21 protein-coding genes and 4 tRNA genes are annotated in these 22543 nt (G+C 71.6%); 15 read left to right on the top strand and 10 right to left on the bottom strand.

The annotated features are described in order from the left end of the window. The first annotated feature begins 148 nt into the window (after positions 1–148). Genes rph through IEY30_RS16615 form a run of 3 tightly spaced genes read left to right on the top strand, consistent with a single transcriptional unit; the run spans position 149 to position 3068 of the window. Entirely contained in the window at positions 149–889 is a 741-nt protein-coding gene (rph, locus tag IEY30_RS16625; RefSeq protein WP_052359017.1) for a ribonuclease PH, read from the top strand. Then, positions 886–1506 (top strand): RdgB/HAM1 family non-canonical purine NTP pyrophosphatase, encoded by a 621-nt coding sequence (rdgB, locus tag IEY30_RS16620; protein ID WP_030202827.1) that lies wholly within the window; start codon positions 886–888, stop codon positions 1504–1506. The genes rph and rdgB overlap by 4 nt, the downstream gene beginning before the upstream one ends. Beyond that, positions 1503–3068: a molybdopterin-dependent oxidoreductase gene (locus IEY30_RS16615; protein WP_030202824.1), complete on the top strand. Its 1566-nt coding sequence runs from the start codon at positions 1503–1505 to the stop codon at positions 3066–3068. Before rdgB ends, IEY30_RS16615 begins: the two co-directional genes overlap by 4 nt. On the opposite strand, the gene IEY30_RS16610 is transcribed toward IEY30_RS16615, so the two are convergent. Both IEY30_RS16610 and IEY30_RS16605 read right to left on the bottom strand, forming a co-directional pair. Next, positions 3055–3462, bottom strand: coding sequence for a RidA family protein (locus IEY30_RS16610; protein WP_030202821.1), 408 nt, complete (start codon positions 3460–3462; stop codon positions 3055–3057). The genes IEY30_RS16615 and IEY30_RS16610 overlap by 14 nt on opposite strands. Then, positions 3459–3695, bottom strand: coding sequence for a hypothetical protein (locus IEY30_RS16605; RefSeq protein ID WP_030202818.1), 237 nt, complete (start codon positions 3693–3695; stop codon positions 3459–3461). Before IEY30_RS16605 ends, IEY30_RS16610 begins: the two co-directional genes overlap by 4 nt. A gap of 99 nt (positions 3696–3794) precedes the next feature. On the opposite strand from IEY30_RS16605, the gene IEY30_RS16600 reads away from it, so the two are divergent. The 3 genes from IEY30_RS16600 (at position 3795) to IEY30_RS16590 (ending at position 4737) form a co-directional block, all read left to right on the top strand. Next, positions 3795–3875 (top strand) — tRNA-Leu (locus tag IEY30_RS16600). A gap of 106 nt (positions 3876–3981) precedes the next feature. Continuing rightward, complete coding sequence (gene bcp / locus IEY30_RS16595) at positions 3982–4455, top strand: thioredoxin-dependent thiol peroxidase (RefSeq protein WP_030202816.1); 474 nt, start codon at positions 3982–3984, stop codon at positions 4453–4455. A gap of 30 nt (positions 4456–4485) precedes the next feature. After that, positions 4486–4737 (top strand): DUF3618 domain-containing protein, encoded by a 252-nt coding sequence (locus tag IEY30_RS16590; protein ID WP_030202814.1) that lies wholly within the window; start codon positions 4486–4488, stop codon positions 4735–4737. Between the two features lie 158 nt (positions 4738–4895). Here IEY30_RS16590 and IEY30_RS16585 read toward each other — a convergent pair. The 3 genes from IEY30_RS16585 to orn all read right to left on the bottom strand — a co-directional run bounded on the left by IEY30_RS16585 (position 4896) and on the right by orn (position 6205). Next, positions 4896–4968 (bottom strand) — tRNA-Lys (locus IEY30_RS16585). 391 nt (positions 4969–5359) lie between these two features. Further along, positions 5360–5435: transfer RNA gene (locus IEY30_RS16580), tRNA-His, on the bottom strand. A 146-nt stretch (positions 5436–5581) separates the two neighbouring features. Next, a complete protein-coding gene (orn, locus tag IEY30_RS16575) occupies positions 5582–6205 on the bottom strand; it encodes an oligoribonuclease (RefSeq protein WP_268240977.1) in 624 nt (207 codons plus the stop codon). A gap of 102 nt (positions 6206–6307) precedes the next feature. On the opposite strand from orn, the gene IEY30_RS16570 reads away from it, so the two are divergent. From IEY30_RS16570 to ettA, 6 genes are all read left to right on the top strand, one after another. After that, positions 6308–7498 (top strand): PrsW family intramembrane metalloprotease, encoded by a 1191-nt coding sequence (locus tag IEY30_RS16570; RefSeq protein WP_229675051.1) that lies wholly within the window; start codon positions 6308–6310, stop codon positions 7496–7498. Between the two features lie 54 nt (positions 7499–7552). Continuing rightward, positions 7553–7625, top strand: a tRNA-Arg gene (locus IEY30_RS16565). Between the two features lie 485 nt (positions 7626–8110). Then, complete coding sequence (locus tag IEY30_RS16560; protein ID WP_229675050.1) at positions 8111–9820, top strand: GTPase family protein; 1710 nt, start codon at positions 8111–8113, stop codon at positions 9818–9820. Further along, positions 9817–11550 (top strand): GTPase, encoded by a 1734-nt coding sequence (locus IEY30_RS16555; RefSeq protein WP_043417366.1) that lies wholly within the window; start codon positions 9817–9819, stop codon positions 11548–11550. The genes IEY30_RS16560 and IEY30_RS16555 overlap by 4 nt, the downstream gene beginning before the upstream one ends. Before the next feature lie 201 nt (positions 11551–11751). Then, a complete protein-coding gene (locus IEY30_RS16550; RefSeq protein ID WP_030202803.1) occupies positions 11752–12360 on the top strand; it encodes a single-stranded DNA-binding protein in 609 nt (202 codons plus the stop codon). A gap of 69 nt (positions 12361–12429) precedes the next feature. Further along, positions 12430–14112 (top strand): energy-dependent translational throttle protein EttA, encoded by a 1683-nt coding sequence (ettA, locus tag IEY30_RS16545; protein ID WP_030202800.1) that lies wholly within the window; start codon positions 12430–12432, stop codon positions 14110–14112. A 148-nt stretch (positions 14113–14260) separates the two neighbouring features. Here the strand turns inward: ettA and IEY30_RS16540 are convergent, their stop codons facing one another. Further along, a complete protein-coding gene (locus IEY30_RS16540) occupies positions 14261–15304 on the bottom strand; it encodes a magnesium transporter CorA family protein (RefSeq protein WP_030202798.1) in 1044 nt (347 codons plus the stop codon). Between the two features lie 273 nt (positions 15305–15577). After that, complete coding sequence (gene yczR / locus IEY30_RS16535) at positions 15578–17023, bottom strand: MocR-like transcription factor YczR (RefSeq protein WP_030202796.1); 1446 nt, start codon at positions 17021–17023, stop codon at positions 15578–15580. 62 nt (positions 17024–17085) lie between these two features. On the opposite strand from yczR, the gene yczE reads away from it, so the two are divergent. Further along, positions 17086–17796, top strand: a complete 711-nt coding sequence (yczE, locus tag IEY30_RS16530; RefSeq protein WP_030202793.1) for a membrane protein YczE — start codon at positions 17086–17088, stop codon at positions 17794–17796. A gap of 4 nt (positions 17797–17800) precedes the next feature. Here the strand turns inward: yczE and IEY30_RS16525 are convergent, their stop codons facing one another. Together IEY30_RS16525 and IEY30_RS16520 are read right to left on the bottom strand one after the other, a co-directional pair. Beyond that, entirely contained in the window at positions 17801–18364 is a 564-nt protein-coding gene (locus tag IEY30_RS16525) for a 2'-5' RNA ligase family protein (RefSeq protein WP_052358992.1), read from the bottom strand. 5 nt (positions 18365–18369) lie between these two features. Next, positions 18370–18996: a TetR/AcrR family transcriptional regulator gene (locus IEY30_RS16520; RefSeq protein WP_030202791.1), complete on the bottom strand. Its 627-nt coding sequence runs from the start codon at positions 18994–18996 to the stop codon at positions 18370–18372. 98 nt (positions 18997–19094) lie between these two features. Here IEY30_RS16520 and IEY30_RS16515 point away from each other — a divergent pair, with 98 nt between their 5' ends. Next, positions 19095–20240: an acyl-CoA dehydrogenase family protein gene (locus tag IEY30_RS16515; RefSeq protein WP_030202789.1), complete on the top strand. Its 1146-nt coding sequence runs from the start codon at positions 19095–19097 to the stop codon at positions 20238–20240. Then, entirely contained in the window at positions 20240–21016 is a 777-nt protein-coding gene (locus IEY30_RS16510; protein ID WP_030202787.1) for an SDR family oxidoreductase, read from the top strand. Before IEY30_RS16515 ends, IEY30_RS16510 begins: the two co-directional genes overlap by 1 nt. Before the next feature lie 43 nt (positions 21017–21059). Here the strand turns inward: IEY30_RS16510 and IEY30_RS16505 are convergent, their stop codons facing one another. Further along, positions 21060–22241, bottom strand: a complete 1182-nt coding sequence (locus tag IEY30_RS16505) for a baeRF3 domain-containing protein (protein ID WP_052358990.1) — start codon at positions 22239–22241, stop codon at positions 21060–21062. Positions 22242–22543 lie beyond the last annotated feature (302 nt).

The following is a 22543-nucleotide window of genomic DNA, read 5'->3' as shown; positions in this document are numbered from 1 at the left end:
CGAAGGTCTGACCGACGGTCTGACTGTCGGACGAGGCCCTCGCAGGCGCCGCGGGGACGGGTCCTTACGGTTCGCGAACGAGCGGCCCGGGCCCGTCCCCGCGACGGCGATGCAGGCCTAGCGTGGAGTCATGGCTAGCCTCGTGGGCATGACTGAACGACATGACGGCCGTGCCATCGACGAGACGCGCGAGGTGCGGATCACCCGCAACTGGCTCGACCACGCAGAGGGCAGCGTCCTCATCGAGTTCGGACGCACGCGCGTGCTGTGCGCGGCGTCCTTCACCGAGGGCGTGCCCCGCTGGCTCAAGGGCAAGGGCACCGGCTGGGTCACCGCCGAGTACGCCATGCTGCCCCGCGCCACGAACACCCGCTCCGACCGCGAGAGCGTCAAGGGCCGCATCGGCGGCCGCACCCACGAGATCAGCCGACTCATCGGCCGGAGCCTGCGAGCGGTCATCGACACCAAGGCGCTCGGTGAGAACACCATCGTCCTCGACTGCGACGTGCTCCAGGCCGACGGCGGCACCCGCACCGCTGCCATCACCGGGGCCTTCGTGGCCCTGGCCGACGCGATCGAGCACGCCCGCTCGAAGGGCCTCATCGCCAAGAAGGCCCAGCCGCTCACCGGGTCGGTCGCCGCCGTCTCCGTCGGCATCGTCGGCGGGCAAGCCGTCCTCGACCTCGACTATCCGGAGGACTCGACCGCCGAGACCGACATGAACGTCGTCATGACGGGCGACGGCCGCTTCATCGAGGTCCAGGGCACGGCCGAGGGGGAGCCGTTCGACCGCGACCTGCTGGGCCAGCTGCTCGACCTCGCGACGAAGGGCTGCGCCGACCTCACCGACCGCCAGCAGAAGGCGCTCGCCGAGGGAGTCGCACCGTGACCACGGTCGTCCTCGCCACCCGCAACGCGCACAAGGTCGAGGAGCTGCGCGAGATCCTCGCCGACGTCAGCGCCGACCTCGGGCTGGACATCGTGGGCCTCGACGGCTTCCCCGACGCGCCCGACGTCGTCGAGGACGGCGTCACGTTCGAGCAGAACGCGATCCTCAAGGCAGCGTCGGCGGCCAACGCCACCGGTCTGCCAGCCCTGGCCGACGACTCCGGCCTGGCCGTCGACGTGCTCGGCGGCGCCCCGGGCATCTTCAGCGCCCGGTGGTCCGGTGGCTGCGGTGACCGCGGCAACCTCGAGCTGCTCCTCGCCCAGCTCAGCGACGTGCGCGACGAGCACCGGGCCGCGGCCTTCGTCTGCGCCGCTGCGCTCGTGCTCCCGGACGGACGGTCCGCGGCCGAGCTCGGACGCTTCCCCGGCACCGTGGCCCGCGAGCCCCGCGGCGAGGGCGGCTTCGGCTACGACCCGATCTTCGTGCCATCCGACCAGCCGGACGGCAACGAACGCACACTGGCGGAGTACGCCCCCGACGAGAAGAACCACGTCTCGCACCGTGCTCTCGCCTTCCGCGCCCTCGCGCCACACCTGAAGGAGCACCTGAGGCCATGACCACGACCAGCCCGGCCACCCGTCCCGAGACCGCCCCCGAACCGCCGGCCCGTCCGCTGTGGTGGGGTGCGCTCGACGGGGTGGTGGCCGGACTGCTCACGGTCGGGATCGCGACCCTCGCCGCGTCGTTCCTCACGGCGGTCGGTGCGTCGACCGGCCAGCCCGCGCCGATCGCCGCGGTGAGCGGCGCCTTCATCGACCGCACGCCCCCGTGGCTCAAGGACTTCGCCATCGCGACGTTCGGCACCAACGACAAGCGTGCGCTGCTCGTCGGGACCGTCGTCGTGCTCACGCTCGCGTGCGCGGCCATCGGCGTCCTCGCCGGTCGGCGCCTCGTCGCGGGCCTCGTGGTGTTCGCGGTCGTCGGTGTCGTCGGCGCCGCCGCGGTGCTGACCCGGCCGGGTGTGAGCCCCGCCGACGTCCTGCCGACAATCATCGGCGCGGCCGTCGGCCTCTGGTTCCTCAGCCGCGCAGCGGCGCCGTCGTCGACCGCTCCCGGCGCCGCGAACCCCGGCCGACGCTGGCTCATCGGCGGAGCGGTCGGCGCCGTCGCGGCATACGCGGGCAGTGCCTTCGGAGGGGACTCGGCGGCGGCCACGGTGTCGCGGGACGCGCTGAAGAGCACGCCGCTCAAGGGCACGAAGCTCGCCATCCCCGAGGGCGCCGACCTCAAGGTCCCGGGGCTCTCGCCCTACATCGTCCCGAACGCCGACTTCTATCGCATCGACACCGCGATCGTCGTCCCGCGCATCGACGCCAACGAGTGGGAGCTCAAGGTCACCGGCATGGTCGACCACGAGGTCGAGATCGACTGGAAGACCTTGCAGGGCAAGCAGATGCAGGAGGCGCTCGTCACGCTGACCTGTGTCTCCAACGAGGTCGGCGGCGACCTCGTCGGCAATGCCGTGTGGACGGGGTGGCCGGTGCGCGAGCTGCTCGCCATGGCCGGGCCCAAGGCGGGCGCCGACATGGTGCTCCAGACGAGCATCGACGGCTTCACCGCGTCGACACCCCTCGGCGCGCTCACCGACGACCGCAACGCACTGCTCGCGATCCGGATGAACGGCGAGCCGCTGCCCTTCGAGCACGGCTTCCCCGTCCGGGTCGTCGTGCCCGGCCTCTACGGCTACGTGTCGGCGACGAAGTGGGTCACCGAGCTGAAGGTGACGACGTATGCCGCCGACGTGGCCTACTGGACGCCGCGCGGCTGGTCGGCGACCGGGCCGATCAAGACGGCCTCACGCATCGACGTCCCGCAGGCGGGTGCCGTTGTCAAGGCGGGCACCGTCGCCGTCGCCGGCGTCGCGTGGGCCCAGCACACCGGCATCTCGAAGGTCGAGGTGCAGGTCGACCAGCAGCCGTGGACCGAAGCGCGACTCGCCGCGGACGCGAGCATCGACACGTGGCGCCAGTGGGTCTACGAGTGGCAGGCGACGCCCGGCAGCCACGACATCCGCGTGCGCGCCTACGACGCCAAGGGCCAGGTGCAGTCGCCGCTCGAGGCGCCCCCGGCCCCGGACGGCGCCACCGGCATCCACGTCGTCAACGTCAGGGTGGAGTGACCTCGTCGGTTACCGAGCCGACGACGGCCTCGGCCTCGATCTCGACGAGCAGGTCGGGGTCGATGAGGGCGCTGACCTGCACCATCGTCGAGGCCGGCCGCACGTCGGAGAAGACCTCTCCGTGCGCTCGGCCCACGGCCTCCCAGTCACGGATGTCCGTGACGTACATCCGGGTCCGCACGACGTCGGCGGGGGAGGCCCCGCACTCCGCGAGCGCCTCGACGACGATCTCGAGCGCGACCCGCGCCTGGGTGTACGCGTCGCCGGGGGCAACGACGCGTCCGTCCCGGATGGCCGTGGTCCCGGCCACGTGGACCGCGTCCCCGACGCGCACGGCTCGCGAGTAGCCGACGACGCCCTCCCACGGGCTGCCCGTGCCGACGTTCTGCCTCATGAACGCAGGCTAGCCGGAACCTCCGAGCGTGCGGACACGCTCGTCAGCGAGGCCGTGGGCAGCAGGAACCAGTGCCGTGCCAGGCAGACGACCCGGGCGTGCTCGACCGGTCCGTCGGTGCTCTCGAGCACGGCCCGCTCCGTGACCTCCGCGACCGCGCCGCACTCCGGACACGTCGTCGTGTCGAGCGCCCCTCCGGCCCCGTTGCCAGCCCTGTTGGTCATCCTGTCCATGGCACACCTCCTCGTCCGCACCTCTCAGGGACGGAGGTGCGGACGCGGCGGCTGATACCAGCGCGGCGCCAACTACAGTGGGGGCCGCGCACCCCGCGAGCGGACGTGGTGGAACTGGTAGACACGCAGGATTTAGGTTCCTGTGCCCTAGGTGTGCGGGTTCGAGTCCCGCCGTCCGCACTCGGCAGCACCCAGCCGGTCCTCCCCGCACCCGCCCGCACCATCCGCAGCCGTCGGGCGCTCGGAACGGGTACGAGCCCGGCACACCACGACGAAGGAGCCCCGCGTGACGTCCAGACTCGAGCCCGGCGAGCAGGCCCCGGCCTTCACCCTCACCGACGACGCCGGCCAGACGGTCAGCCTCGCGGACTTCGCCGGCCGCAAGGTCATCGTCTACTTCTACCCGGCCGCCATGACCCCCGGCTGCACCAAGCAGGCGTGCGACTTCAGCGAGTCCCTCGACTCGCTGAAGAAGGACGGCTACGAGGTCGTCGGGATCTCCAAGGACAAGCCGGCCAAGCTCGCGAAGTTCCGCGAGCGCGACCACCTCACCATCCCGCTGCTGAGCGACGAGGACCTCGCGGTCCACACGGCATACGGCGCCTGGGGTGAGAAGAAGCTCTACGGCCAGACCGTGGAGGGTGTCATCCGCTCGACCTTCGTCGTCGACGAGGAGGGCAAGGTCAGCCACGCGTTCTACAACGTCAAGGCGACCGGCCACGTGGCCAAGCTCCGTCGCGACCTCGGCATCGCCGACTAGAGTCGCAACCGTCCCCCGAAAGGAAGCCAGATGAGCGACACCGCACGCATCGAGAAGGACATCCAGGCCGCCCGCGCGCGCCTCGAGGGCACCGTCAACGAGCTGGCGTACCGCGCCCAGCCCCAGGTCATCGCGCAGCGCCAGCTCCAGGGCCTGCGACTGCGGCTCGACGCCGCCACGCACACCGAGGACGGCGAGCTTCGCGTCGAGCGCATCGGCGCCGTCGTCGCCGCGGCAGTCGTCGTCGTGGTGGCCATCGGGCTGCTCCGCCGGCGCCGCTGAACTCGACCGTCCCCCGACCGTCCCCCGACCGTCCCAGGGCCCGGCCACGTCTGACGTGGCCGGGTCCTGTCGTTCCCGGCGAAGGTAGGGCAGACGACAGCCCGGGGGAATGGGAGAGGCCCCCGTCCGGATCTCTCCGAACGGGGGCCTCTCTGAAGTGCGCCGCCAGGGACTCGAACCCCGAACCCAGTGATTAAGAGTCACTTGCTCTGCCAATTGAGCTAGCGGCGCAACGAGGTGAAACGTTAGCAGCCGTCCCGGGCCGGGACAAAATCGGCCGTCGCGGAGCCGTCGGGAGCCCGGCCTCGACCGCCTGCGGGCAGCTCCACGGGAGGCTGCGAAGCGCGAGCGTCCCGGTGCTGCGGGCGGATTCGCCGGCCTAGGGCGTCGCCGACGCCGACGAGATGAGCGACAGCGCGAGGCTCACCACCATGACGCCGATGATGACGCCGACCGTGATCCGCTGGGCCTTCTTGTTCCCCATGAGCATGCGCCCCATTGTGCGGCATCGGACCCGACGGGGTCGAAGCGACAGCACGGGATGAGCGGGGCCGCACATGACTGTGGCCCGGTCCCCACGAGGGGGACCGGGCCACAGTCTGCGTCCTGCGGGGCAGGACCATGGGGTGAGTGACGGGACTTGAACCCGCGGCCACCTGGACCACAACCAGGTGCTCTACCAGCTGAGCTACACCCACCATGCACAACACGAGCCGGGCCCGAGGGCTCGGCGCCGTGTCACGGCGTCGACAATGCTACAGGCTCTCGTCAGGTGCTCGTGACCACCCCGGCCGGACGGCATACGCCATGCGTGGTCGTATGCCGTCCGGCGCGGTCGGCGAGCTCAGTGCTCGATGACGTGGGGCGACGCGAGCGCCTTGGCGGTGGCGCTGTCGGGCCCGGGCTGCGGCACGAAAACCGCCTCGCGGTAGTAGCGCAGCTCGGCGATCGACTCGCGGATGTCGGCCAGGGCGCGGTGGCCGCCGGACTTCTTCGGGGCGTTGAAGTAGACGCGGGGGTACCAGCGGCGCGACAGCTCCTTGATCGAGCTGACGTCGATGATCCGGTAGTGCAGGTAGGACTCCAGCACCGGCATGTCGCGCGAGAGGAAGCCGCGGTCGGTCGCCACGGTGTTGCCGCCGAGCGGAGCCTTGCGCGGCTCGGGGACGAACGTGCGGATGTAGTCGAGGACGATGTGCTCGGCCTCCTGCAGCGTCACGCCGGAGTCGAGCTCGGTGATGAGGCCGGAGCTCGTGTGCATGTCGCGGACGAAGTCGTCCATCTGCTCGAGGGCCTCGTCCGGCGGCTTGACGACGACGTCGATGCCGTCGCCGAGCTGGTTCAGCTCGAAGTCGGTGACGAGGGCCGCCACCTCCACCAGGGCATCGGACTTCAGGGACAGGCCGGTCATCTCGCAGTCGATCCAGATGATCCGGTCGGCGATGGCTCGGTGGTTGGTGTCGCTCACCGGTCCACCATAGAGGCTGCGGGGGAGGCGCCCCCGCGAGTCGCACACGCACGGGCACGCACAGGCGGGTGCGCAGCCGCCCTGCTGCACTAGCCTGCCGTCATGACTTCAGGGGACGTGACGACGCAGGGTCCAGGCTCGAGCCCGGGCGGTCAGGCGCAGCAATGGAGTCCGGTGCGCAACCCGACCCGGCGACCGCTGCTGCGCACGGCCCTGACGATCGGCGTCGCCGCCTCGGTCTTCCTCGTCTGCCTGCTCATCCTGCTCGGCATCCTCGGCGAGCGGCTGACGACGCAGACGCTCGTCACGTCGGCACTCATGGCGATCATCCCGGTGCTCGTCATCGTCCCGACCTTCCTCTGGCTCGACCGCTACGAGGCCGAGCCGGTGCGCTACATCGTCTTCGCGTTCCTCTGGGGCGCGCTCGTGGCCGTCGTCGGCGCCTTCTTCCTCAACACCTTCGGGCTCAAGCTGCTCGTCGAGTCGCGCTGGACCGACCCGCTCGAGACGGGCGCGGTCTACCTCGCGCCGGTCACCGAGGAGACCCTCAAGGGCCTCGGCATCCTGCTCATCTACCTGCTGCGTCGCCGCGAGTTCGACGGAATCATCGACGGCATCGTCTACGCCGGGCTCATCGGCGCCGGCTTCGCGTTCAGCGAGAACATCCTCTACCTCGGCCAGGCCTACAACGAGTACGGCAGCGAGGGCCTGACCTCGACCTTCCTCGTCCGGGGCCTCATGGGCCCGTTCGGTCACCCGCTCTTCACCTCGTTCACCGGGATCGGCATCGGCATCGCCGTGACCGCCCGCCGCCCGGCGGTGCGCGTCCTCGCCATCCTCGTCGGGTGGGTCTGCGCGATGCTGCTCCACGGCTTGTGGAACCTCTCGGCCCTCGCCGGGATGGACGGCTTCTTCGCGGCCTACGTGACCTACCAGGTGCCGCTGTTCCTCGCGTTCATCGGCTTCCTCGTCTGGCTCCGGCGCCGTGAGGGCCGGCTCATCGGGCGCTACCTCTCGCCGTACGCCGACGCCGGGTGGCTGACGCACGCCGAGGTCGCGATGCTCTCCAACCTCCGGCTGCGCCGGGCGGCGCGGTCCTGGGCCCGGCAGACCGGCGGACGGGTCGCGAAGCAGTCGATGGACGCCTTCCAGGACAGCGCGAGCGACCTTGCCCTGCTGCGTTCCCGGCTCGTCCACGGGACGGCGGAGGACGAAGCCTCGGAGCGGGAGATGGTGCTGCTCGAGTCGATCACGGCCCACCGCCGCGACTTCATCGGCTCTCCCGTGACGTGATCGGCCCGCCCGCCGGAGGTGCCTATCATTGGACGGCGCCCGGATCGGGCGACGGCCCCTGTAGCTCAGCGGATAGAGCAAGAGCCTTCTAATCTCTTGGTCGCAGGTTCGATTCCTGCCGGGGGCGCCTGCAGGACCGTGCCGGTGGGAGGCTGCGAAGCGCGTCCGACGGGACGGTCAGCGAGGCGGCCGGGCAGGAATCGGGAGGAGCGTGCGACGGATCCTGCCGGGGGCGCCAACGGAGAAGGCCGATCCGATGGCGCGAAGCGCCGCTCGGTTCGGCCTTGTCCATTGCGCTCCCCGAGGGACTCGGGGAGGCGTCCTCCGAGGGACGAGGAGGACGCCGGAGTCCTTCCGGGGTGCCGGCCGGTCCCAGCGGAGCCGCGCCGTCGGCGTGGTGACGTTGAAGGCTGACCCGGCCACACGGCATACGTCGTCGGGAAACCCCCGTGACGCAGGGTCGTTCGAGGACCGACGCGGTATGCCGTGACCCACCCTCGGCGCGCAGGTGCAGGCCGCGCGGGGGACCGTCAGGTCACGACTCGGGGTACGTCGTGGGGGCGCGCCGCCTTTCGGTTTGGTTGTGCCAACGCGACACGAAAGGATACGGGCGTGACAGGTGATTCAGGGGTGGGCAACGCCCGGCTCCTCGCGGGCGTGCAGGCACTTCGGGCTGCCGTCGCCGAGACGACCCTGCCGCTCGACCTCGCCGCTGCTCCATCGGCTCGGACGGCTCGAGCCCGGCTGCTCGCCCAGCTCGACGACTACGTCATCCCGCGGCTGACGTCGCTGGACGCGCCGCTGCTCGCCGTCGTCGGCGGATCCACCGGCGCGGGCAAGTCCACGCTCGTCAACTCCGTCGTGGGGCGCGAGGTGACGCTGCCCGGCGTCCTGCGCCCGACCACGCGCTCGCCGGTGCTCATCCACCACCCGTCGGACGCCGCCTGGTTCTCCGGGCCGCGCATCCTGCCGGGGCTCGCCCGCATCACCGGACGGCACTCCTCGTCCGACGGCCCGGGCGCCGTGCGCCTCGTCTCGACGGACGAGGTGGCCGCCGGCCTGGCCCTGCTGGATGCGCCGGACATCGACAGCGTCGTCGAGGCGAACCGCGACCTCGCGGCGCAGCTGCTCGCCGCCGCGGACCTCTGGGTCTTCGTGACGACGGCCGCCCGCTACGCGGACGCGGTGCCGTGGGAGCTGCTGCGCGACGCGTCCGAGCGCGGCACGGCCGTCGCGGTCGTCCTCGACCGAGTGCCCCCGGCCGCCGTCGACGAGATCCGCACGCACTTCGCCTCGATGCTGCGCGAGCAGGGTCTCGACCAGTCGCCGATCTTCACCGTCGTCGAGTCCGAGCTCGAGGACGGGCTCCTGCCCGCCGAGCAGACCCAGCGGCTGCGCGGGTGGCTCGCGGCGCTCGCCGGTGACGCCCAGGCGCGCGCCGACGTCGTGCGCCAGACGCTCCAGGGTGCGCTCGTCTCCCTCGACGCCCGCACCGCGTCACTGGTCGATGCCTCCAAGGAGCAGACCGCCGCAGGGCAGGCGCTCGTCGACACCGCCGCGGACGCCTACGCCCAGGCCAAGGAGCAGGTGCACGAGGGCATGCTCGACGGCACGCTGCTGCGCGGCGAGGTGCTCGCTCGCTGGCAGGAGTTCGTCGGCACGGGCGAGTTCTTCCGCCAGGTCGAGTCCACCGTCTCGCGGGTGCGCGACCGCTTCACCTCCTTCCTCCGGGGCGAGCCGGCCCGCGCCGACCACCTCGGCGAGGCACTCCAGTCCGGCGTCGAGTCGCTCGTCGTCAACCACGCCGAGCTCGCAGCGGGCTCGATCGCGCGGGCCTGGCGCACGCTGCCCGGCGGCGACCAGCTGCTGACGGCCGACCCGTCGCTCGGGCGCTCCGGCGCCGACGTCGACCGGCGCATCCAGCGCCTCGTGCGCGACTGGCAGGGAGACATCCTGCAGATGGTCCGCGACGAGGGCCGCGACCGCCGCACGACGGCGCGGATCATGGCCTACGGCGTCAACGGCCTCGGCGTCGTCCTCATGCTCGTGACGTTCGCGAGCACCGCCGGCATCACCGGTGCCGAGGTCGGCATCGCCGGCGGTACCGCCGTCGTCGGCCAGAAGCTGCTCGAGGCGGTCTTCGGCGACCAGGCCGTCCGCGAGCTCGCCCGGAAGGCGCGCGAGCAGCTGACCGACCGCGTCGACGAGCTGTATGCCGCCGAGCTCGCCCGCTACCAAGGAGCTGTCACGACGTTGCAGGTCGACACCGACCAGACCGAGCGCCTGACCACGGCCGCCGCTGCGGTGAGGGACGCGCGATGAGCCCCATCAGGATGGGCCGCGCCACGGTCACCCCGGTCTCGGCCGCCGAGCTCGGCAGCCGCACCACGGAGCTGTCGATGGCGCTCGTCTCCGGCGCCGACGAGCTCGACCCGTCGGGCGTCGCGGTCGCGCGGCGCGTCGTCGACAAGGCGGTCGAGCGGTCCGGGATCGCCGGCGACCACACGGTCGTGGCGCTCGCCGGCGCGACCGGCAGCGGCAAGTCCTCGCTCTTCAACGCCCTCGTCGGGGCCGACGTCGCGACGATCGGTGCGCGCCGGCCGACGACGTCGCGGCCGACCGCCGGCCTGTGGGGCGACTCCGACCCGTCCGAGCTGCTCGACTGGCTCGGCGTGGCCGCCCGCCATGTCGTCGAGCTGCCCGGCACTGCCCCGAAGGGTGAGGGCGGCAAGGCGGCGCCTGCCGCATCGACCAAGCCAGCGGCGGCAGGTCAGGTCGTGGGCTCGCTCGACGGCCTGGTGCTCCTCGACCTCCCCGACTTCGACTCCCGTGAGCTGGAGCACCGGCGCGAGGCCGAGCGGGTGCTCGAGCTCGTGGACGTCTTCGTCTGGGTGACCGACCCCCAGAAGTACGCCGACGCGCGGCTGCACGACGAGTTCGTCAGCCTGCTCTCGCAGCACGACGCCGTCACCCTCGCGGTGCTCAACCAGTCGGACCGGCTGGCGCCCGACGCCGTCAAGACCCTGACCCAGGACCTCGGCAAGCTCCTCGTCGCCGACGGCGTGACCGACGCCAAGGTGCTCGCGACGTCGACCGTGACCGGTCAGGGCATCCCCGAGCTCAAGCAGCGTCTGGCCAATGCCGTTGCGGGACACGCCGCTTCGCGCCAACGACTCAAGGCGGACATCGTCGGTGCGTCGTTGCGACTGCGCCCCGGCGTCGCCGACTCCGAGGCCGACGTGGGTCGGGTGCCGCGCGACGAGCTCGACGCCTCGCTGGCCCGCGCGGCCGGCGTGCCGATCGTGCTCGACGCCGTCGCGCGCGACTACCGCCGCGAGGCGTTCGCGCACACCGGTTGGCTCTTCGCCCGGTGGACCAAGGGCTTCGCCGCCGACCCGCTCCGACGTCTGCGCCTCGACCGCACCGGCGGTCGACCGCCCATCCACGTCGAGATCGACGGGGCCGACGTGCGCGCCGTGCTCGGTCGGTCCTCCATCCCGGCGCCGACGGTCTCGACCGTGTCGGCGGTCGACCTCGCGACTCGTAGCTTCGTGCGCGAGGCGTCCGAGGGCCTGCCGGTGCGCTGGGCCCAGGCCGCCGAGGAGGCCGTCGACCGTGGTGACGGCGCCCTGACCGACTCGCTCGACCGTGCGGTCATCGGCACGTCCCTGCGGGCACGCCGACCGGTCTGGTGGTTCGTCGTCAACATCCTGCAGTGGGTGCTCGGGCTCGTGGCCCTCGCCGGCCTCGTCTGGTATGCCGTCCTGTGGGGTTTCGCGCTCCTGCAGCTCCCGCGTCCGGAGACCCCGTCGGTCGGCATCCTGCCGTTGCCCCTGGTCATGCTCGTCGTCGGAGTCCTCATCGGCATCGGGCTCGGCGTGCTGTCCCGGTGGTGGGCACGCATCGGAGCCCGGCACCGCAGGACCGTCGTCGGCAAGCGGCTCACCGAGTCGGTGGCCACGGTCGCCGACGAGCACGTCCTCATCCCGGTCGACGAGGTGCTCCTGCGCCACCGTGAGACCCGCGAGCACCTCGACGCCGCTGCCGGCTGACGTCGGCTGACGTCGGCTGACGTCGGCCGCTGCCGGCTGACGCCGGGAATCACGCGGCTCCACGCTCTTCGTCCACATCCCCGCGGCGAGACGTGGCGGTGTCCACAGGCTGGGGTCGGGCCCTGTCGGGAGCGACGGCTGGGTTCGAAGGTGGGTCCAGGCGGCGCGAGGCCGCCTCTGGAACCTCCCTGAGGAGCACCGATGAACGAGATCCGCATCACCCTCCACGGCAACGTCGTGAGCGAGCCCGTCGAGCGACAGGCCCGCAACGGCAGCCCCTACACGACCTTCCGCGTCGCCACGACGCCCTACCGCCGCACGGCCGACGGCCGTTTCGTCGACGGTGACACGAGCTTCTACGACGTCATCGCGTTCAACGCGCTCGCCGCCAACGCCGCCTCGGCCCTGCGCAAGGGGCAGCCCGTCCTCATCGAGGGCACCCTGGCCATCAAGACGTACGTCGGCAACGACGGGACGCCCGGCAAGTCGCCCCAGATCGATGCCGCGCGCATCGGTCACGACCTCTCCTGGGGCCGGGCCAGCTTCGAGCGGGTCAGCCGTGCAGCTGCCCTCGGCCACGACCGGACGGCCGACCCCGACGTCCAGGCGACGATCCGCGCCATGGCCGAGGGCGAGTCGGCGTCCACTGGTCTGCGCCCTGCCCACGTCGACGCGGACGGCGTCGTCGACGACGACTACGACCCCGAGTCGGACGTCCTGTCGTCGGCGCACGACGGCGGCGACGCGGCGCTCGCGACCGGCGACCCCGAGACCGACGACTACGAGGTGGTCGAGCGGGTTTCGGCCTGACGGCGGCGGTGGTCGGCGGGTGCGGACACCGATTCGGTGCCGCGCTCGCCGACAGATAGCCTTCTGCGCATGGCCGAGTACATCTACACCATGACCCGTGCGCGCAAGGCACACAACGAGAAGGTCATCCTCGATGACGTCTCGATGTCCTTCTACCCCGGCGCGAAGATCGGCATGGTCGGCCCGAACGGCGCCGGCAAGTCGACGATCCTCAAGATCATGGCCGGGCTCGACCAGCCGAGCAACGGCGAGGCTCGTCTGGCCCCGGGCGCTACGGTCGGCATCCTGCTCCAGGAGCCGCCGCTCAACGAGGACAAGACCGTCCTCGGCAACGTCGAGGAGGGCGCCGGCGAGATCAAGGCGAAGCTCGACCGCTACAACGAGATCTCGGCCGAGATGGCCGACCCCGACGCCGACTACGACGCGCTGCTCGCCGAGATGGGCAAGCTGCAGGAGGACATCGACCACGCCGACGCGTGGGACCTCGACAGCCAGCTCGAGCAGGCGATGGACGCCCTGCGCTGCCCGCCGCCGGACTCCCCGGTGACCAACCTCTCCGGTGGTGAGCGCCGCCGCGTGGCCCTGTGCAAGCTGCTCCTGCAGAAGCCGGACCTGCTGCTGCTCGACGAGCCCACCAACCACCTCGACGCCGAGTCGGTGCTCTGGCTCGAGCAGCACCTCGAGACCTACCCCGGCGCCGTCATCGCAGTCACCCACGACCGCTACTTCCTCGACAACGTCGCGCAGTGGATCGCCGAGGTCGACCGTGGCCGGCTCTACCCCTACGAGGGCAACTACTCGACCTACCTCGAGAAGAAGGCCGAGCGCCTGACGATCCAGGGCAAGAAGGACGCCAAGCTGGCCAAGCGTCTCAAGACCGAGCTCGAGTGGGTCCGTAGCAACGCCAAGGGTCGTCAGGTCAAGAGCAAGGCGCGTCTGGCCCGCTACGAGGAGATGGCGGCCGAGGCCGAGCGCACCCGCAAGCTCGACTTCGAGGAGCTGCAGATCCCGCCGGGCCCGCGTCTGGGCTCGACGGTCATCGAGGTCAAGAACCTCAAGAAGGGCTTCGGCGACCGCGTCCTCATCGACAACCTCTCGTTCTCGCTGCCGCGCAACGGCATCGTCGGCGTCATCGGCCCCAACGGTGTCGGCAAGTCGACGCTCTTCAAGACCATCGTGGGCTTCGAGCAGCCCGACGGCGGCGAGGTCAAGATCGGCGAGACCGTCAAGATCTCCTACGTCGACCAGGGCCGCGAGGGCCTGGACCCGAAGAAGAACCTCTGGGAGATCGTCTCCGACGGCCTCGACCACATGAAGGTCGGCAACGTCGAGATCCCGTCGCGCGCCTACGTGTCGCAGTTCGGCTTCAAGGGCCCCGACCAGCAGAAGCTCTCGGGCGTCCTCTCCGGTGGCGAGCGCAACCGTCTCAACCTCGCGCTGACCCTCAAGCAGGGCGGCAACCTGCTGCTCCTCGACGAGCCCACCAACGACCTCGACGTCGAGACCCTCGGCTCGCTCGAGAACGCGCTGCTCGAGTTCTCCGGCTGCGCCGTCGTCATCACCCACGACCGGTGGTTCCTCGACCGGGTCGCGACGCACATCCTCGCCTACGAGGGCACCGAGGAGAACCCCGCGAGCTGGTACTGGTTCGAGGGCAACTTCGAGTCCTACGAGGCCAACAAGGTCGAGCGCCTCGGCCCCGAGGCCGCGCGGCCGCATCGCGTCACCTACCGCAAGCTGACGCGCGACTGACGGACCGGTCCCGACCGGCCGACGGTGGGGCGACACGGCACGAGCAGGAGGGCCGGGGTGCATCGCACCCCGGCCCTCCTGCGTCAGATCCAGCCGTCGGATCCAGCCGTCAGACCCAGCCGTCAGACCTAGCCGTCAGACCTAGCCGTCAGATCCAGCCCTTGCGCCGGAAGACGCCGTAGAGGGTGACCGCCACCGCGGCGATGACGGCCGCGCTGAAGAGCACGCCCCACGGCCGGCCGAACCCGGGATAGGGCACGTTCTGACCGAACCAGCCGGTCACGGCGGTCGGCACCGCGATGATGGCGGCCCACCCGGTGAGCTTCTTCATCACGGTGTTGAGGCGCGCGTCCTGCAGTGACAGGTTCGTCTCGAAGATCGTCGTGACCATGTCACGCAGCGACTCGGTCCACTCGGCGGCGCGCAGGACGTGGTCGTAGAGGTCGTCGTAGAAGCCGTCGAGCGCGGTGTGCCGCTGGTCGAGCTCGCCGCGGTGCCGCAGCACGGCGTTGACGACGTCGCGCATCGGCAGCACGACGCGGCGTAGCTCGACGAGCTCCTTGCGCAGGCGGTAGGTGCGCACCTGGACGGTGTGGACCTGCCCGCGCTCGTCGAAGAGCAGGTCCTCGAGCCCCTCGATGGCGTCGTCGAGCTGCTGGATGGAGTCGAAGTGCCCGTCGACGACGGCGTCGAGCAGCCCGTGCACGAGCGCCCCCACCCCGAGCTGGAGCAGCTCGGGGTCGTCGTTCCACCGCTCGAGCACCTGTCCCATGTCGACGTCGTCGTCCCCGCGGACGGTGATGACGCCCCGGGGCAGGACGAACGCCGAGATCCGGCTCGTGCGCAGGCGGGACTCGCGACCCGACGCTTCAGGATCGGCGGCACTCACCGACGGGTCGTCGGACGGCACGAGGCGGGTCGCGTAGACGGTGAGGAAGGTGTGGTTGGCGTGCCGCGTGGCCTTGGGGCGCTCGCCGGCGGACACCGCATCCTCGACGGCGTGCGGGTCGAGGCCGAGCTCGTCGGCGAGGGCGCGCAGGCCGGCGTGGTCGGGCTCGCAGAGGTCGACCCAGATGAGGGACCCGTCCCGCTCGAGCAGCTCGGACACCTCGTCGAGGCCGAAGGCCTCGTCGACGACCTTGCCGTGCTCCCACCGGCAGGAGGTGATGCGTCCGGCTCCGTCGCTGCTCACGCCCCAAGTCTCGCAGCCCACGCCTCCTCGAGTGGCCCTCCCGTCACACCCGTCACACGTCGGCGTGTTGTGGGTGTGGCGCGTGGGACGAGGCGCTCGCTCGACGGTGGGGTGGGTGGGACGGCGGGGCCACTCGACGCGGATGTGGGGTGGGTGGGGGGACGGGGCCACTCGCGGGGGTTGCGGGGGAGAGGTGGCGTCTTGGTGTTGGGCGGGTCTGGGGCGCGTCAGGGGGCGGCGTCTGGGGCGCGGTCTGGCGGTGGGTGGTCGGGGTCAGGCGATGAGGGGGGTGACGTCGTGTGTCGTGGGGCGCTCGCCGAGCGCGAGCTGCCAGGCTGTCGCGAGCCGGCGCCCGACCTCGTCGGCCTCGTCGGGCGCGACGCAGAACGGCACGCGGACCCACCGGGCGAAGCCTCCCTCGACGCCGAACTGGCCGCCCCTTGCGAGCCGGACGCCGGCGGACTCGGCCACCCGGGCGAGCTCGTCGCCGCGGGCCTCGGGCAGCTCGCACCAGAGGTTGAGCCCGCCGGACGGGACGACGAAGCGCCAGTCGGGCACGTGGGCTCGCAGCGCCGTGACGAGGGCGTCGCGCCTCGCTCGCGCCTCGCGGCGCCGCTCGTGCAGCAGCGCGTCGCCCTGCTGGAGCAGGTCGGTGACGACGAGCTGCTCGAGGATGGCCGTGCCGAGGTCGAGGCTGTGGCGCGCCTCGATGACGGACTCTGTGCTGCCCGCGGGCGCCCGCACCCAGCCGACGCGCAGGCCGCCCCACCACGTCTTGCCGGCGCTGCCGAGGGTGTGGGCCTGCCGGGACGATGCCGCGAAGGGCGCCGGCCGCGTCGTGCCCGACGCGTCGTCGAGCCCGAGCTCCACGAACGTCTCGTCGACCACGGGCACGGCGTGGGCGCGGTGGAGCACGTCGGCGAGGCGTTCGCGTGTCGGGGTGTCCATGACGAGCCCGGTCGGGTTCTGGTGGTCGGGGATGAGGTATGCCGCCCTGGCGCCGCTCTGTCGCAGCGCCACCTCGATCGCCTCGACGTCCCAACCCGTGGCCGTGAGCTGGGCGGGCACCGCGCGGTAGGACGAGCGGCGAACTCCCACAATGGCATTCGGGTAGGTGGGGCTCTCGACGAGGACCCGGTCGCCGACGTCCAGCTGGGCTCGCAGGACCGCCGACAGGCCACCGTGCGCGCCCGACGTGACGACGACCTGCTCGGGCGACGTGGACAGGCCCCGCCCCTCGAACCAGTCGGCCACGGCGGCGCGGGTCCCGGGGAGCCCGCGCGGGTCGTAGCCGGCGGTCGCGAGGTGGCGCGGCAGCTCGGCGAGCGCCCTCTCGTAGGCTGCGGTGACCCCGGCGGCGGCCGGGAGGGCGGCATACGTCAGGTCGATGACGTCGGGTGGAACGTCGGTGGGGATGAGCCCGGCCTGGGAGAGGGCGAGCCCGGACGGCCCCGTGGGCAGGCACACGACGCTGCCGGAGCCTCGGCGGGTCGCGACGAAGCCCTCGTCGCGGAGGGCGTCGAGCGCCGCGCCCACCGTCGTGCGACTGAGGCCCAGCTCGGTCGTGAGGGACCGCTCGCTCGGCAGCCGCGTGCCGAGTAGCAGCCGCCCGTCGGAGACGAGGCGGCGGATGCCGTCGGCGAGCCCGCGGTAGGCCGGGCGGGGGAGCGGGCCGGACCCGAGGAGCAGGGCCAGTGAGCGGGCCGAGACGGTGCGCATCGGTCCACTGTCCCACGATTGGCCCTTAAAAGGGAGTCCACTGAGCCGCCATGCTGGACACCATGCGACGCCACGTCCCCCTCGCGAACCTCAGCCCCCGCCAGCAGCTCCGGGCCGGGCTGCTGCCCCGACGGATCACCCAGCTCCTCGCCGGGCTGACGCTCTACGGCGTCTCGATGGCGATGATGATCCGCTCGACGCTCGGGCTCGACCCGTGGGACGTCTTCCACGCCGGCATCGCGACCCACGTGCCGTTGTCGTTCGGCCAGGTGACGATCATCGTCGGTGCCCTCGTCCTGCTGCTCTGGGTGCCGCTGCGCCAGTGGCCCGGACTCGGCACGGTCGCCAACGTCGTCGTCATCGGCCTCGCCGCCGACGCCGGCCTCGCGCTCATCGCTGCTCCGGACGCACTGTGGGCACGGGTGCTGATGCTCGGCTCGGGCATCGTCCTCAACGGCGTCGCGGGTGGCCTCTACATCGGCAGCCAGCTCGGCCCCGGCCCGCGCGACGGCCTCATGACGGGGTTCGCGCGCCGGACGGGCCTGTCGATCCGCCTGGTGCGCACGACGATCGAGGTCGTCGTGCTGTCGGTCGGCTGGCTGCTCGGTGGCCCCGTCGGCCTCGGCACGGTGCTGTATGCCGTGTCGATCGGACCGCTCGTGCAGTTCTTCCTCCCGCGGCTGACCGTCGACCTCGACCCGCGCCGGTCGGCGTCCGTGCGCGACGTCGAGCCAGCCCAGGTGGCGCCGACCTCGGCGCTGGGTGGCGCCTGAGCGGTCAGGCGCAGCCGAGGGGCCACGAGCGCAGGATCCGGCAGGCGCCGGGCTCGTACCACGCGAGGTCGATCCGCTCAGCGCGGCACCGGGCCGGCAGGTGCGGGGCGACGAGGGAGCGGGTCGACTCCCGCGTCACGTCGTCGGACAGGGCGTCGAGCGTCAGGTGCGGGACGACGTCACCGAAGCGGCCGGCATACGGAGGGCATTGCGGGAAGGCGTCCCACAGGGTGGCGGTCAGGGTCGCGAACGGCGTCGCCGGCTCCGGGAGGAGGTGCACGATGCCGTTGGGGAACGTGTCGACCTGCTCGAGGGTGAAGTCGAAGGACGCCGTGGCGCAGGCGACCTCGGCGACTCGAGCGAGGACTCGCGGGGTGAGGAGTGGCGCGTCGAGGAACGGTGCGAGCGCCGTGACGTGGGCGTGGACGAAGCCCGGGTCGGTCGACACGTAGTCGGTGTCGTAGTGCCGCGTGCGGTCCAGCACGAACGGCTCCAGCTCGGGCACCGGCACCTGGAGGACCGAGTGACCCTTCCCGCTCGAGGGGGTCGCCGGGAGCGCGGCCGGCATCGCGGTCAGTGTCCGGCGCCCACGAGTCGCAGCGCGAGGGTGGCGTTGGTCGCGCCGATCTCGGTGGGCGTGCGGCGGATCGTCGGGGAGTACCACCGGGCCACGTCGACGACGATCGAGAGCAGGGCGAGAGCGGTGTCGGCGCTGTCGTCGACGGAGAAGGTGCCGTCGGCGACGCCGCGGTCGAGCACGTCCCGGACGAGCGAGTCCATCTCCTTGCGCAGGGCCAGGACCTCGGCGTGGTGCTCGGGGGTGAGGTGGTGGTGCTCGTACTGCACGACCCGGGCCACCTGGTACTGCTCGACGTGCCACTCGGTGAAGCGGGCCATGGCGGCGACGAGCTGCTGGCGAGGCGTCGCCCCGTCCGCGATGGCCGAGCGCAGCAGCCGCAGGGCGGACTCGTGCCCGCTGCGGCTCAGGGCGAAGAGCAGCTCCTCCTTGGAGCCGAAGTGCACGTAGACGCCGGCGGGGGACAGGCCTGCGCCCGAGGCGATGTCGCGGGTCGTCGTGGCGTGGAAGCCCTTGTCGGCGAACGCGTGCGCCGCGGCCTGCAGGAGCCGCTCGACCGTCGAGGCGTCCGGGTCGGACGTCCGGGCTCCGGAGGTCGGCGGGGTCGTGGTGGGCTGCGGCACGTTGACAGCATGCCGCAGTGGAGGGAAACTAAGCAAGCGCTTAGTTACCGATGGGTACCGGCGCGTCGCACCCGTGAGCACGCCCGATGGAGGACGCCATGCCCCGCAACATCTACGACGAGGACCACGAGGCGATGCGCGCCTCCGCCCGCGAGTTCGTCGCGCGCACCCTCGCACCCCGCGCCGAGGAGATGATCGAGGGCAAGTCGATCCCGCGCGACATCTGGCTCGAGGCCGGCAAGCAGGGCTTCTTCGGCCTCGACATCCCCGAGGAGTTCGGTGGCGCCGGCGTCGACGACTACCGTTTCAACGCCGTCGTCGCCGAGGAGATGTCGCGCTTCAACGCCGCGACGAGCTCGTGCTTCGGCATCCACTCCGACGTGTGCCCGCCCTACATCGTCGACCTCGGCACCGAGGAGCAGAAGCAGCGCTGGCTGCCCGGCATGGCGAGTGGTGAGCTGATCTGCGCCATCGCGATGACCGAGCCGTCCGGCGGCTCCGACCTCGCCGCGCTCAAGACGACCGCCGTGCGCGACGGCGACGCCTGGATCCTCAACGGCTCCAAGACCTTCATCACCAACGGCTACCAGGCCGACCTCGTCATCGTCGCGGCCAGGACCGACCCGTCCAAGGGCGCCAAGGGCATCACCCTGCTCATGGTCGAGCGCGGCATGGAGGGCTTCCAGAACGGCCGCAAGCTCGACAAGGTCGGCATGGACGAGTCCGACACCGCCGAGCTCTTCTTCGAGAACGTCCGGGTCCCCGACGAGAACCGCCTCGGGCCCGAGGGCATGGGCTTCATCTCGATGATGCAGCGCCTGCCGCAGGAGCGCGTCGGGGCCGCGGTCTCCAACGTCGCCCACGCCAAGGCGATCCTCGAGGAGACGATCCAGTACGCCAAGGACCGCAAGGCCTTCGGCCAGCCGATCGGCGCGTTCCAGCACAACAAGTTCCTCATGGCCGAGCTCGTCACCAAGATCGAGGTCGCCGAGGCCTACGTCGACGACTGCATCGCGGCCCACGCCGAGGGCAAGCTCTCGGCGGTCGACGCCGCTAAGGCGAAGTGGTGGAGCTCGGAGGTGCAGAACGATGTGCTGGACCACTGTGTGCAGCTGCACGGCGGCTACGGCTTCATGAACGAGTACCGCGTGGCCCGCGCCTGGCGCGACGCCCGCGTCACGAAGATCTGGGCCGGGTCCAACGAGATCATGAAGGAGCTCATCGGCCGGGACCTCGGCTTCTGATGGCGGCTCCCGCGAGCGGCGGACGCCACGAGGGCGCCGTCGCGATCATCACCGGTGCCAGTCGGGGGATCGGCCTCGGCATCGCCCACCGTCTCGTCGACGAGGGCGCCAAGGTCGTCATCACGGCGCGCAAGCCGGAGGCCCTTGCCGCCGCCGTCGAGGAGCTCGGCGGGGCGGCGAACGCCCTCGGGGTGGCCGGCAACGCCGCCGACGAGGCGCACCAGGACGAGGTCATCGCCAAGGCGCGTGAGACCTTCGGCGGCCTCCACCTGCTCGTCAACAACACCGGCATCAACCCGGTCTACGGGCCGATGCTCGACTCGGACCTCGACATCGCGCGCAAGGTGCTCGACGTCAACGTCGTCGCCGCCTTCTCGTGGATCAAGAAGGCCGTGGCCGCGGGGCTCGGCGACGAGACCCACCCGGGCTCGGTCGTCAACCTCGCCTCGGTCGCGGGTCAGGGCGCGAGCGGCGTCATCGGCTGGTACGGCGTGTCCAAGGCGGCGCTCATCCACCTGACGACCGAGCTGGGCTACGAGCTCGGTCCGGACGTGCGCGTCAACGCCGTCGCGCCGGCCGTCGTCAAGACGAAGTTCGCCGAGGCGCTCTACGAGGGGCGCGAGGAGAGGGTCGTGCGTGCCTACCCGATGAAGCGTCTCGGCCTGCCCGAGGACGTCGCCGGCGCCGTCAGCTTCCTGCTGAGCAGCGACGCGTCGTGGGTCACCGGTCAGACCCTCACCGTCGACGGCGGCGTGACGCTGGGCGGCTCCCTCTAGGACCATCCGAAGCCGGGCCGGGGAGGTCGTCTGCTGTGCGACGTCAGTAGCGCAGCAGGGCAGCGGCCTTCCTCGGCACCGGCAGGACGGTGAGCGGGAGGCACCGGCCACCGTGTCGGATGGTCTCCCTGACGGCACTGTCGATGAGCCCGTCGTCGTCCGGGGGCGCGGACGTCAGCATTCCGTTCGGGACTGCGCCCGCAGTGGTGTCCGTGGTGGCGTCCGTGGCCAGGAAGAGCGTGTCGACGCGACCGTCACGGGCTGCGGCGAGCAGCTGCTCCGGGTCGCTCGCGGTCAGCCCCGTCCCATCGGCCTCGCGGAAGCGGTTCTGCAGCATTTGCTCCCGTTCGGCGATGTCGGCGGCGACGAGCTCCCACGCTGCAGCGTGCAGCTCACCCGCCGTGCGGTGCTCGGGGTTGCCCTCGACCGCCCGGTCCACGAGCGCCGGGTAGCGACTCACCTGCCGGTAGATCGGCAGGTAGTAGCCGACGCAGGCCAGCACGAGGGGTTCGCCCCGACGGCCGAACCGCTGGGTGAGCGGCTCGTCCACGGCCCGGAAGAAGCGCTCGAGAGCCGCCTTGTCGTAGTCGGCCTCGTTGCCCTGACCGTGCACCTGCTGCTCGGGGCGTCCGCCCGTGTGTCCGCCCGAGTGGGACTGGCCGTGTCGCTCCGTCTCCTCCTGCGGGATGGCCTCACGCATCGAGGAGGGGACCTGCGAGAGCGGCAGCTCCGCCACCGTCTCCCGGGTCCCGTGCAGCAGCCGCACCCGGTTCTGCGCCAGCGCGAGGACGAGGAAGCCGCCGGTGGGCGTCACCAGCGGGATGAGGGGACGGAGGCGGAAGGCCTCTCCCACCACCACCTGCTCGCTCGGGGCGACAGGCAGCCGTGCATGCAGCGCGAACCCCGGTGCGACGAAGAGAGCCAGACCGGGAGCGCGCACCTGCCAGAAGTCGTCGTCGCTCTCCAGGGCCCTCAGCTGGGCGAGGAGCTCGGTGGCGACCCGGTCGTCGACACCGGCCTCGGAGAGGTCTGCGGCGGCCTGCCGGACGAGGGTGCGCAGTCGCGACGGGCCGAGCCTGACGTCCGGGCCCTGCACGCTCGTCGGCAGGTAGATGCTGACGCAGGGACCGTCGGCCTCACTGAGCCGGAGCAGGCTCTCGACCGAGACGAGGTCGACCTCGTCCCATGGTGTGCTCGGTGCGGCAGCTGACAGCTGGTGGTTCATCGGACATCTCCTCTCGAGGGCTCAGCCCTCCGGCTCACCCACCTCTCATGTCACCACTCGGCGCCGGGACTTCGCAGGGTCATAGGTCCCCCGTCGGCACCGCCTGCGGCCCCCGCCCGACGTGCGCGACGGCCGGCCGGCGGCTCACTCGTGGTCGGCGAGGGTGGGATGCGCGTCCGCAGGTCGCCTGCATGGGGTACTGGAAGCAGGGACGCGCGAGCTGACCAGCGCTCTCCCTGCCACGTCCGCACGGCGCGCCACGACGCGGCGCGCCGACCGGCATACGACCGCCTTGCGCGCGA

Origin of the sequence: Terrabacter tumescens, assembly GCF_014646815.1 — a bacterium.
GTDB lineage: Bacteria > Actinomycetota > Actinomycetes > Actinomycetales > Dermatophilaceae > Terrabacter > Terrabacter tumescens.
Note: the sequence above shows the minus strand (reverse complement) of the source record. Positions and strands in the feature narration are given on the sequence as shown.